The 11298-nt window shown below is 60.5% G+C and carries 10 protein-coding genes; 5 read left to right on the plus strand and 5 right to left on the minus strand.

The window, feature by feature from the left end; translation table 11 throughout:
- Positions 1-96 precede the first annotated feature (96 nt).
- Together LK03_RS02790 and LK03_RS02795 are read right to left on the minus strand one after the other, a co-directional pair.
- Positions 97-1227, minus strand: coding sequence for a YcjF family protein (locus LK03_RS02790; protein WP_167334484.1), 1131 nt, complete (start codon positions 1225-1227; stop codon positions 97-99).
- Between the two features lie 380 nt (positions 1228-1607).
- A complete protein-coding gene (locus LK03_RS02795) occupies positions 1608-1865 on the minus strand; it encodes a hypothetical protein (RefSeq protein ID WP_038410970.1) in 258 nt (85 codons plus the stop codon).
- 119 nt (positions 1866-1984) lie between these two features.
- On the opposite strand from LK03_RS02795, the gene LK03_RS02800 reads away from it, so the two are divergent.
- Entirely contained in the window at positions 1985-2860 is an 876-nt protein-coding gene (locus LK03_RS02800; RefSeq protein WP_038410971.1) for a WYL domain-containing protein, read from the plus strand.
- 320 nt (positions 2861-3180) lie between these two features.
- On the opposite strand, the gene LK03_RS02805 is transcribed toward LK03_RS02800, so the two are convergent.
- Positions 3181-4182: a restriction endonuclease gene (locus LK03_RS02805; RefSeq protein ID WP_038410972.1), complete on the minus strand. Its 1002-nt coding sequence runs from the start codon at positions 4180-4182 to the stop codon at positions 3181-3183.
- A 248-nt stretch (positions 4183-4430) separates the two neighbouring features.
- Here LK03_RS02805 and LK03_RS02810 point away from each other — a divergent pair, with 248 nt between their 5' ends.
- A complete protein-coding gene (locus LK03_RS02810) occupies positions 4431-5621 on the plus strand; it encodes a hypothetical protein (RefSeq protein ID WP_038410973.1) in 1191 nt (396 codons plus the stop codon).
- A 280-nt stretch (positions 5622-5901) separates the two neighbouring features.
- Here LK03_RS02810 and LK03_RS02815 read toward each other — a convergent pair whose 3' ends face one another.
- Both LK03_RS02815 and LK03_RS02820 read right to left on the minus strand, forming a co-directional pair.
- Positions 5902-7194, minus strand: coding sequence for a PQQ-dependent sugar dehydrogenase (locus LK03_RS02815; RefSeq protein WP_038410974.1), 1293 nt, complete (start codon positions 7192-7194; stop codon positions 5902-5904).
- The gene (locus LK03_RS02820) at positions 7191-7619 is read right to left on the minus strand and encodes a DUF2231 domain-containing protein (RefSeq protein WP_028695086.1); all 429 of its coding nucleotides are present in this window, start codon (positions 7617-7619) and stop codon (positions 7191-7193) included. Before LK03_RS02820 ends, LK03_RS02815 begins: the two co-directional genes overlap by 4 nt.
- Positions 7620-7877: 258 nt before the next feature.
- Here LK03_RS02820 and LK03_RS02825 point away from each other — a divergent pair, with 258 nt between their 5' ends.
- From LK03_RS02825 to LK03_RS02835, 3 genes are all read left to right on the plus strand, one after another.
- Positions 7878-8354 (plus strand): DUF1348 family protein, encoded by a 477-nt coding sequence (locus LK03_RS02825; RefSeq protein ID WP_038410975.1) that lies wholly within the window; start codon positions 7878-7880, stop codon positions 8352-8354.
- 224 nt (positions 8355-8578) lie between these two features.
- Positions 8579-9475: a formylglycine-generating enzyme family protein gene (locus LK03_RS02830; protein WP_038410976.1), complete on the plus strand. Its 897-nt coding sequence runs from the start codon at positions 8579-8581 to the stop codon at positions 9473-9475.
- 94 nt (positions 9476-9569) lie between these two features.
- A complete protein-coding gene (locus LK03_RS02835; protein WP_038410977.1) occupies positions 9570-11219 on the plus strand; it encodes a cyclic peptide export ABC transporter in 1650 nt (549 codons plus the stop codon).
- Positions 11220-11298: the final 79 nt, after the last annotated feature.

Genomic DNA, 11298 nt, shown 5'->3' on the forward strand with positions numbered 1-11298 from the left:
GCTTCGGAACCTTGAACATCTGTAATAGGAGGAAGGGCTGGGAGAAGGCGCAACGGCTTGCCACTCACCAGGCCCTTCAGCGTGCACCAATAAGCATCAGGCTTTGTTGGCCTTCCACTTGGTCAGTCCGGTATTGAAAGCCTGCATGAACAGTTCACTGGAAAGTAACTTGGTCCAATCCGGCGACTTGCCAGTTTTCAGATAGCCATCGATGGCGCGTTCATACACCTCGACCAGGGCCAGCCCCAGTCCGCCGGTGATTGCCCCCGCCACACCAGCGTTGATGATCTGCCCCAACACCGGGATGAACTTGGTCAGGCTGGCTGCCAGCTGGCGCCCCATCAAACTCAAGATTTGCCCCTTGAGCATACTGACGGCGATTTCGCCCATCGAGTCGAAGCCATAGAGCTTGGCCAGGGAGGCGGCCATGGCGATCTGCTGCGGCACAATGAGCAGCGCATCTGACATCGGCACCGGATTGAGGCCGGCACTGGCAGCGGTAGTGGCACTATAAGTCATGATGATGGTCATGGCTTCGCTACGCTTGGCGGGTAGCGAGGCAATCTGCGCAGCCACAAACGACTGACGCAGCGCATCATCCTTGAGCGAGCTGCTCGACCAGGTGATCAGTTGCTCAAGTTCTAGTTTAAGCTCTGGATCATGGGTGGGATTGTTGGCACAGGTCTCGAACACCTCGCAGTTCACACCGTTTTCGCGCAGGACTTTGCGAAATGCGTGAGAGGTCTCACCGTTACCCTGATCATCGATTGGCTCAGCATCGCATTGGGTAAGGACCACAGCCACCGGAATATCCAGCTCGCCTGTGATCAACCGCAGGTTGTCCAGGTCAAAATCAGTAATGCGGTGGTTGGCGACCGACAGGCAGTACCAGATGAGGTGGATCTGTTCATTCAGCGCTTGCTGTTTGCGCTGTTTGATCTCAGGGATGATTTTATCCCGAAAGTTGCCCACCGAAGCTTTGCCTTCGGTCACTTCATAGCCTTCAGTATCGAAGATGACTAACGGTACATTGGGGTCCTCATAGCGATCACAGCCACGGGTGATCGGCTTTCCGGTGCCTACTTTGGCAATCGTTTTACCAAAGATATGATTGATCAGACTGCTTTTACCAACCCCAGTGCCGCCGACAATCATCAGGTTCGGTCGTTTAACCTGAGCCATTTCATGGTCAAACTGCTCTTCAAATCGCGTTTCCATACTTGCCATAACTTTCGTCTCCGTCACTCCACCTAGAACGCGCGAACCTGCTGCGCACTGCAGCGGCATACGCTAAATGCGTATCGACATGTCGCCGACAATGCCATATTGCCATGATTCACAACAGCTGCGTCATCCACTTCTGCCGCATTCGACCTAAAATCTCCGTCGCACCAAAAAATCCTCCGCAGCAGCCTCGAGCCACCCCGCCGCTCGCGTTCTCAACGCGGTGCTACCGCACCCCGGGCAGACAACAAACCATTCACCCGGCCTCAATGCATCGCTACGCGGGGCGATAGTCTTCTTCCAATTGCAGTCTTCACACACCAGCGTGAAAGGCTTTGGTGTTATCGGCATGAATGCCTACTCCTGTAGAGTGTTGCCAAGAATTACTCCGTAATCGGTACCAACGCCTGCAGCAACTCTAACTTGCGCTGCAACTGCGCAACATGCTCACGCTCTGCCCGCAACGCCGACCGCAGCTCGCGGTTCTCCATCTCCCAGATCTGCAACCAGCGCAAATCCGTCTGGCAATGCTCGACTTTCTTGCCAAGCTCGCCCAGCCTCAACCCCTGCTGTATCAGCACCAGCAGGATGGTCCCCATCGCTATCAATGCACCCGTCGCAACCACTTCCGGCATAGTCATGCTCATATCCTTTGCTGCCCTCGATGTCTTCCGAAGACTAGTCAAAGATATGTAATGCAAAATTACACGTCCATAATGTAGACTTATACAGGTAAAGTAATCGCGCACATGGAGAGGGTATGAAACGCAAGCAATCCATCGAGCAGGTACGTTGGGACCTGGCACTTCGCTATCGCTTGATCGAGACCGTTGCCTGGTGGGAAGGCCGGCTGACCACGGGCCACCTGATGCAGAGCTTTGGCATCAGCCGCCAGCAGGCGTCAAAGGACATCAATACGTACATCACCGAACATGCGCCCAAAAACTTGACATATGACAAGCAGCTCAAGGGCTATGTGCCGAGCAAGCATTTCAAGCCGCTGTTCATCGACAACAGCGCCAGCGCTTACCTGCACCTGCTGTACCAGAACAATGAGCGCGCCCCGCACATCGACGGGCTGGCACTGGCTTATGCGCACACCCGGGTGCTGGAGGTGCCTGATCGCCCCATTCGGCCCGAGGTGCTGCGCCCCTTGCTCAAGGCCTGCCGTGAAGGCCTGCGTCTGGAAACCGAATACGTATCCTTCAACACCCCCAACGTCGAGGTGCGCCTGATAGCCCCGCACACACTGGTCTACACCGGCATGCGCTGGCACGTGCGGGCCTATTGCGAAAAGAACGGCCAGTACCGGGACTTTGTCCTCAGCCGCCTGCGTGGGCAGCCAGACTTGCTCGACGCGTCGCCAAACACCCGCGAAGAGGACAAAGACTGGAATATAGAGATGCCAATCATCTTCGAGCCTGATTGGCGGTTGAACGCGGCGCAGAAGGCAATTATCGAAACCGACTTCGGCATGACGCAGGGACAACTGGTGGTCTCCAGCCGCCGGGCACTGGTGAAGTATGTGCTGCAGCGGTATCAGATCGACCACCGCAACATGGCAATACTGCCTGAGGCGCAGCAACTGGTGGTGAGCAACCTCCAGGAACTGCAGCCGTGGCTGATGAAGTATTGACACTTAACCCTTCGCAGCGTCAACCGAGATAAACTGCGTGACTGCGCCAACCCGCTCGGCACGCTGCTTCCGCTCATTGCTCTGCTGATACTGGACAGACCAGAAACGCCTGTTACGCCGTAGTGCTTTAGCTCAGTGGCTTTTCTTGGAACAGGGGTCGCCCGATAGTGGGCGGCCGAGCTGGTTATCGGCAGGCCAGGAATACGTGTCGCAGTATTCCAATCGGTATTCCAGCTTAAAATATAAACCGGAGTTACCTCAATTAACCAATGTGTTACTGAGCTAATTCAACTTACCCCGGCACAGCACACTATGCTCATCTAAGCCGGCACATAAAAATAACTCAACGGCACCAACCGCTTAGTCTGCGGATCAGTCGCCGGATAATGCGCCATCAACGTCCGCGCCAGTTCATCCAGCGTCCACATCGTCAAATGCACATTCGCCCGCTCACCTTCGTACAGCGCCTCTTTGGTGAAACCGCCAGTGCTAACGTACAACCCCCGATCATCCTTGTGCCGTCCGCCGAGAAAACTGCGAATTTCGTTGCTGCCCATGCGTGCAACGCGGTGTTTGACTTCGACCACAATGCGTGGGGGTTCGAAGCCGAAGCCGTCTGGGGAGGCGATGATGTCTTTGCCGCGGTCGGCGCCTGCGGGGGATACGAGGGTTTTGTAGCCCATGGCGCGGAGGATGCCGGCGACGAGTTCTTGCATGTCGGACCAGTCGAGGGCGTTGATTTGGTCTTTGATGCGTTCGAAGGCGATTTCCTGGACACCTTTGAGTGGGTCTTCGAGGGCTTCTTGTTCTTCGATAACTTCTTTCGGCGCTGTGGCGGGGTGTTTGCCGGTGGCGAGGGCGATGAGTTCTTTGCGCGCTTCGTCGGCGACGTTGAAGACGGTGAGCGTTGAGCCGAGGCTGTTTCGGCTGCTGCTGGTGAGGCTGTCGCGGTCGACTTCGTTGCTGTACCACTCAACGGACCGTGTGAGCGACATGCCGTCGTCGGCGAGGTCTGCGCGGTACTCGCAGGGACCGGTGAAGCGGCCGACCAGGTAGGTGCGGTTGGCGGGGGAATAGGTGACGACGGTGTCGCCGACGGCGATTTCGTTGACGAAGCGGAAGACTTGCGATGCGCCGGAGATGGCGGTGCCGTCTTTTACGCCGGGCTGGAGTTCTTTGTAGAGCTGGATCAGGGTTTTGCGGGATACGCCTGGCTTGGCTTTTGGGGCAAGTTGCAGCCAGCCGATGGCGGCGAGGTTTCGATCTCTGAAATCGTCATAGCGACGGCCACCGTCACCTCGGATCATCCACATCGTTGCCACGTGTGTACTCGCTACTTCCTGTATTGGGTTCGCGACTGTAGCAATGTGGCTGTGCGGTGGGAATGGCCAATGGCGTTAGACGAACAGCCAATTCCCCTGGATTTTAGGGTTGGCTGTAGCCCATTTCCCAAAGACACTCGCAATCCGTGCAAACGATTGCGGTGGCTTTTTCCAGGTCATAGTCTCCGTGAGTCGCTCACCTCAGCGACGGCCTCGAAAACCGCACTCAAGGAAGGAAACACACGCTCATGACAGCCGGATCTGCCCCCGCGACCACCCCGCCCGCTTCATCGTCAGACCCCTCCGCCTCCAGCAGCCCCCGACAAGCGCTGTTCAAGCTCCTTGCCGATGTCAAATGGTGGCTGCCGGTCGTTTCAACGCTCATCTCAATCTCACTGCTCACCAAGTATCTTTGGGTGATTCATCATCCTGAGTTGATCCTGAGTTCGTTGGGTAATCCTTCAAACCTGGTCGCCTGGTTGTTCTTCAGTTTGCTGGTATTCGCATCGCTGCTGCTGATCGTATCGGTGCCGTCTTTGGTCTTTACGTTCAGCATCTCGATATGCGCGGTTGACCGAGAATTGGAAAAGGGCCTCGCCTCCCGTTTTGGCCTTATCGTAGTTGGGGGCTACTTACTGCTCTCGCTCAACCTGCTGGGCGCCCTCTTTGATTACGTCATGGCCCCAGTCTATTTCTTCCCCATCGTCGTGGTCGCTGCCATTCTTGCCTTGGTCGTTCTGCTTCGCCGTAACGCGATCTTGCACAGCAACGTACTGGAACTGCCGCCCGGTCCCCGCAAACCCTGGCATCGCAGGCTTCACTACACATTTCTCGTTGTCTGGCTGGGTACGCTGCTAGCGTTCACCTCGATGACGGGGGTCATGCCCGCCCAACTCGCCATCATGACGTGGCGAGGTGCAGAGACCGGCATAGAGGCACTCGGGGCTATCGGTCTTTGCTTGTTGATGATGTGCCTGTATCTGGCGCCAGTTCTTGTGTTTTATCTCGCAAACGGCGACGCGATGCCGCGCACTGTCCGGGCCGCAAAGGTGTTGCTCGGGTGCATCTTCGTCAATGCCATGTTGTTGCCGGCACTCTTGGACCTGTGGGTATATTCCGCCGCCAATCTGATCAAGATCAGGGACAATACCGAGCTGAGCTATGTATTGAGCGAAAAGGACTATCCGAAGGAAATCTTCAGTAGCGCACCATGGCAATTGGAGAGTTACGAGGGGTCGAGTGGTTTATACGGCGTCAGGGCGTTTCGTCAGTTCCGCTTCGGCGATACGTTGTTGATCTGTCCCGCCAGCGACCGAAACATCACGTTGAAAGAGATCGACCGCTACGCGCATCGCTGCATTGCGTTGTCCGACGCCAAGGTGCATGTCGCCGCTCCTGTATCACGCGAAGATGCCGCGACGGTAGCCAAGCCGAATTGATCCTGTACCCAGGCCTGCCCACGTTCCGCTCTGGTTCAACTATCGGAACGCGAGATGTCACTCGCCCCCTTTTCAAACTGAGGCTGGGTGGCTTGGTTTTCGGAAACGGAGCGCTCCCCGATTAACTTGACGAGGGGAAGCACTGAGGCCGGATAACCGGCCTTGATGCCATACACGGGGATTAGTTGATCGATTTGGCTGAGGGTATTGGGGCCGCCTTGCGGCCCCTGACGGTTAACAGCAGCGACGGACCGTCCGCTACTGCAAGCGAATGCGTCATCTACTGATTACGCGTCACCCGCCACACCGTATTGGCCAAATCATCAGCAATGATCACCGCCCCCTTCGGATCCACCGTCACCCCCACAGGCCGGCCACGGGTCTTGCCATCCTCACCACGGAACCCAGTGGCGAAGTCCATCGGCTCGCCCGCCGGCTGGCCATTGGCGAACGGCACGAAGATCACCTTGTAGCCCACTGGGTTGTCGCGGTTCCAGCTGCCGTGTTCGCCGACGAAAGCGCCGTTGGCGAACTGTTCACCCATTTCCGGGATGGAGAAATCGACGCCCAGCGCTGCGACGTGGGAGCCGAGGCTGTAGTCGGGTTTCACCGCGATATCGACCATCTCGGGCTTGAACGGCTGCACGCGCTTGTCGGGGTTGGGGCCCCAGTAGGCGTAGGGCCAGCCGTAGAATTTGCCTTCCTGGATGGAGGTCAGGTAGTCGGGGACCAGGTCCGGGCCGAGTTCGTCGCGTTCGTTGGCCACGGCCCAGAGTTGGCCGGTTTCGGGCTGGATGGTCAGCGCGGTGGGGTTGCGTACGCCGGTGGCGTAGGGTTTGTGCATGCCGGTTTCGGCGTCGATCTGCCAGATCATGGCGCGGTCGGTTTCCACTTCCATGCCGCGTTCGCCGATGTTGCTGTTCGAGCCAATGCCCACATAGAGGTAGCGACCATCGGGGCTGATGGTCATGGCTTTGGTCCAGTGGTGGTTGATCGCAGACGGCAGGTCGACCAGTTTGGTCGGCGCGGCGCTGGCTTGGGTCTGGCCGTCCTGGTAGTCGAAGCGCACTACCGCGTCCTGGTTGGCAACGTACAGTTTGCCGTCGTGGAAGGCCAGGCCGTAGGGGGCGTTGAGGTTGTCGGCGAAGACGGTCTGGGTTTCGTACTTGCCATCGCCGTCAGCGTCGCGCAGTAGGGTCAGGCGGTTGCCGCCTTTCACCTTGGTGTTGCCTTGGGCCTTGATGTAGCTGGCGATCACATCCTTGGGCTTGAGCTTGGCGGCGTTGCCGCCGCGGCCTTCGGCAACGAGGATGTCGCCGTTGGGCAGCACCAGGGTCTGGCGTGGAATTTTCAGGTCGGTGGCGATGGCGGTGACGTTGAAGCCGTCGGGCACGGTGGGTTTGCTATCGCCCCACTCGGCCGGCTCGGCGATCTTCATGCTCGGCAGCAGACCGCGCTCAGGGGATGGCAGCTTCGGATCGGGGCCGCGGGCCAGTTCGCTGTCGGCTTCGCCGCCGCAGGCGCTCAGGAGCAAGGCCAGGCTCAGGCTGGTCAGGGCGTAGGGAATTCTCATCGCACACCTCCGTTACGCAGATTGCTCAGGCCCAGCCAGGCGGTGATGACGATCAGCACGCTCACAAGCACCGACAGCCACAGGCCGGCGGGCATCACCGCATAGGCGTCCTTGGCGTGTTCGAAGGCGTTGACCAGGCCGATCACCCAGGTGATCAGCAGCAGGGCGAAGTACACCAGCGGGCGGCCGCCCTTATGCTCGGCGCGAATCAGGTTGGCCAGGGCGAACAGCAGCGCCAGACCTGCGAACAACAGGCCACCTGCGATCAGCCAGGCGGCGAAGTTGGCCCACTGGATCTGGAAGCTGTTGGAGTAGGCGATGTCGCTCAGCAGCGCGCCAAGAAACAGCGGCACGCTGCCGCCGAGCAGAATCGAATGCAGCGGGCCGGGTCGGCAGCGGTAGTCGGGGTGGGTCGTAGTGGTCACGGTAGCTCCTTACCTGGGGTTCAGCGGGTCCGGGACTGACAGCGGGTGAAAAGCTCCGGTCCACCTGGCGAGCGCGGGGTGCGCTTAAGGGAAGATCGCCCGGTGTGCGCGTTGGTTCAGGTGCATGTGGCCGCTGAAACGTTTTGCGACATACAGTACCGGCAGTGCGTCAAACATTCCCAAGCCAGCCCGACTGCCCAATACGCCGTACGCTTTGCTATGGTCCATGACGTGCACCCCACTGCCCTGGAGTCGATCATGTCCACCGCATCCACCCGCCCGCCGCTGCCGCCGTTCACCCGTGAGTCCGCGATTCAAAAAGTCCGCCTGGCCGAGGATGGCTGGAACAGCCGTGACCCGGAAAAAGTCTCGCTCGCCTACACATTCGACACGCAATGGCGTAACCGCGTGGAGTTCGTCAGCAATCGCGAGGAGGCCAAGGCATTTCTGACCCGCAAGTGGAAGAAGGAGCTGGAGTACCGGCTGATCAAGGAGCTGTGGACCTTCGCCGACAACCGTATTGCGGTGCGCTATGCCTATGAGTGGCATGACGATTCAGGCAACTGGTTCCGTTCCTATGGCAACGAGAACTGGGAGTTCAGCGAGGATGGCCTGATGCAGCGGCGCTTTGCCTGCATCAATGACATGCCCATCACCGAAGCCGAGCGCAAGTTCCGATGGCCGCTGGGGCGGCGCCCGGATGATCATCCGGGGTTGTCGGCGTTGGGGTTGTGATCGTGCGTTCGGCTGCGGGTTGGCCTGGGTTGATCGGTGTCGCGCCTCAAAAGCTTCGCGGGTAAACCCGCTCCTACAGGAGCGGCTTTAGCCGCGATGGACCGCGAAGCGGCCCCAATCCAACCGGTAAATTTCCGACGATGACCCTCGTCCTCCGGTGACAACCCGCGCAGCCATTTCCTCTCGGCCAGCGCGTGTCTTTCACCTCCGGACCCGAGTCATCAATGAACCCGACCCTCAGCAGCCCCCTCACAGGCGCGGCCCTTGGCCTTCTGATGTGCGCTTTTTCTTCCTGGTCGCTGGCCGCGCAGCCGCAGCCGGGCGAGGTGTTCACCGACTGCAAGCCTGGCTGCCCGGAGATGGTGGTGTTGCCCGCGGGCAGCTTCACCATGGGCACGCCGGAAGACGAACAGGGCCGTGAGGACGACGAGGGGCCGTTGCACACGGTGACCTTCGCCAAGCCGTTCGCGGTCAGCCGTTTTCAGGTGCTCAACGGCGAGTGGCAGGCCTACCTGAAAGACACCGGCTACAAAATGCCCAGCGGCGATGATCGCCCCGGCCGCGAATGCATCGCCGGCGTGCCGCGCTACAGCGAAACCCAGGAATACAAAAGCCGCGACGCCAAGCGCTACCCGGCGGTGTGCATGAACTACGCCGAAGCGGAGGCGTATGCCGCCTGGCTGGCGAAGAAGACCGGCAAGTCCTACCGCCTGCTCAGCGAGGCCGAGCGAGAATACGCCGCCCGTGGCGGCACCACCGGCCCGCAGCCCTTCCCGCGCGATGAGGGCAAGCCCTACAGCATCGCCAAGCACGCCAACACCTACGGCCCGGAAGATGGCTTCAGCTACATCGCCCCGGCCGGCAGCTATGCGCCCAATGCCTTCGGCATCTACGACGCCCATGGCAACGTCTACGAATGGACCGCCGACTGCCAGAACGACGACTACGTCGGCGCGCCGAGCGATGGCAGCGCCTGGACCACCGGCGACTGCGTGGTGCGCATGATCCGCGGCAACGACTGGACCGAAGCGCCGATCTTCTCGCGCTCGGGCAACCGCAACTACCGCCACACCGAGCGCCGTGGCGACTGGCTGGGCTTTCGTGTGGCGCGCGAGCTGTAGGGCCCCCAGCGCCTAAATCCCCTGTGCCGACGCTCGTTTCCCAACACACGTCGGCCACCTGGGCGCCGACTTTTCGTTGCGAACGAGGTACCCCATGACCGCAGCATCGCGCAGCGCCACCCGCGAACTCCTGAGCCTGCTCAGGCCGTATCGCCTGCTGGTGATTTCCTCCATCGTGCTGGGCATCATCGGCGGCCTGGCGGTGACCGCCCTGCTGGCGACGGTCAACCAGAGCCTGCACAACGCCAACGGCCTGGGCACAGGGGTCGTGCTGGCCTTCATCGGGCTGTGCGTGGTGGCGCTGCTGACCAGCATCTTCGCCGACATCGGCAGCAACTATGTCGGCCAGCACGTCATCGCCCGGCTGCGCAAAGACCTCGGCGCCAAAGTGCTGTCGGCGCCGATCGATCAGATCGAACGCTACCGCACCCACCGGCTGATTCCGGTGCTGACCCACGACGTCGACACCATCAGCGACTTTGCCTTTTCCTTCGCGCCGCTGGCGATTTCGCTGACCGTGGTGCTGGGTTGCCTGGGGTATCTGGCCAGTCTCTCGCTGCCGATCTTCGCCATGACCCTGGTGGCCATCGGCATCGGCTCGGTGGTGCAGTACATTGCCCAGCGCAAGGGCATGCGCGGTTTCAATGCGGCGCGGGAAGCCGAAGACGAACTGCAAAAGCACTACCAGGCCGTGGCCGAGGGCGCCAAGGAACTGCGCATCCACCGCCCGCGCCGGCACAGCATGCTCACCCGCAACATCCAGGGCACCGCCGACCACATCCGCGACACCCACGTGCGCTCGATCAACCTCTACGTGATCGCCAAGAGCCTGGGCTCGATGCTGTTCTTCGTGGTCATCGGCCTGGCGCTGACCCTGCAATCACTGTGGCCGGCCAACGACCCGGCGGTGATCAGCGGTTTCGTGCTGGTGCTGCTGTACATGAAAGGCCCGCTGGAAAGCCTGATCGGCAACCTGCCGATCATCAACCGCGCACAAATCGCCTTCCGCCGCATCGCTGACCTGGGCGAGCGGTTCTCCTCGCCCGAACCGCACCTGCTGCTCAGCGCCGACGAGACCCCGCGCGCACCGTTCCAGCGCCTGGAACTGCGCAACGTGCAGTACAGCTTCCCGGCGGTGGCCGGCAGCGACGCGTTCACCCTGGGGCCGGTCAACCTCGACATCGCGCCGGGGGAAATGCTGTTCATCGCCGGGGAAAACGGTTCGGGCAAGACCACGCTGATCAAGCTGCTGCTAGGCCTGTACACACCGAGCCAGGGCGAGATCCGCGTCAACGGCGTGGCCATCGACGCCAAGGGCCTGGACGACTACCGCCAGCACTTCACCACCATCTTCGCCGACTACTTCCTCTTCGAAGACCTGATGCACGAAGGCCGCACCCTGCCCAGCGACGCCGCGCAGTACCTGGAACGCCTGGAGATCGCGCACAAGGTGAGCATCGTCGATGGCGCCTTCACCACCACCGACCTGTCCACCGGCCAGCGCAAGCGCCTGGCGCTGGTCAACGCCTGGCTCGACGAGCGCCCGGTGCTGGTCTTCGACGAATGGGCCGCCGACCAGGACCCGGCCTTCCGCCGGGTGTTCTACACCGAGCTGCTGCCCGACCTCAAACGCCTGGGCAAGACCATCATCGTCATCTCCCACGACGACCGTTACTTCGACCTCGCCGACCACCTGGTGCGCATGCACGCCGGCAAGGTGCTGCCGGCCCCGGCGCTGGCCTGAGCCAGCGGCGGCGAACCCGCGTGGTTCGCCGCCTGCGCCGCTAAATCCACCCCCGCCCCCTTCGTCTTCCCCGGTACAG

It is taken from the genome of Pseudomonas cremoricolorata (genome assembly GCF_000759535.1).
GTDB lineage: Bacteria > Pseudomonadota > Gammaproteobacteria > Pseudomonadales > Pseudomonadaceae > Aquipseudomonas > Aquipseudomonas cremoricolorata_A.

Bases quoted from the DNA above. Each gene is read 5' to 3' on its own strand.
- LK03_RS02790 (WP_167334484.1), bottom strand. From the start codon at position 1,227: ATGGCAAGTATGGAAACGCGATTTGAAGAGCAGTTTGACCATGAAATG.
- LK03_RS02825 (WP_038410975.1), top strand. From the start codon at position 7,878: ATGTCCACCGCATCCACCCGCCCGCCGCTGCCGCCGTTCACCCGTGAG.
- LK03_RS02815 (WP_038410974.1), bottom strand. From the start codon at position 7,194: ATGAGAATTCCCTACGCCCTGACCAGCCTGAGCCTGGCCTTGCTCCTG.
- LK03_RS02800 (WP_038410971.1), top strand. From the start codon at position 1,985: ATGAAACGCAAGCAATCCATCGAGCAGGTACGTTGGGACCTGGCACTT.
- LK03_RS02835 (WP_038410977.1), top strand. From the start codon at position 9,570: ATGACCGCAGCATCGCGCAGCGCCACCCGCGAACTCCTGAGCCTGCTC.
- LK03_RS02830 (WP_038410976.1), top strand. From the start codon at position 8,579: ATGAACCCGACCCTCAGCAGCCCCCTCACAGGCGCGGCCCTTGGCCTT.
- LK03_RS02810 (WP_038410973.1), top strand. From the start codon at position 4,431: ATGACAGCCGGATCTGCCCCCGCGACCACCCCGCCCGCTTCATCGTCA.
- LK03_RS02795 (WP_038410970.1), bottom strand. From the start codon at position 1,865: ATGACTATGCCGGAAGTGGTTGCGACGGGTGCATTGATAGCGATGGGG.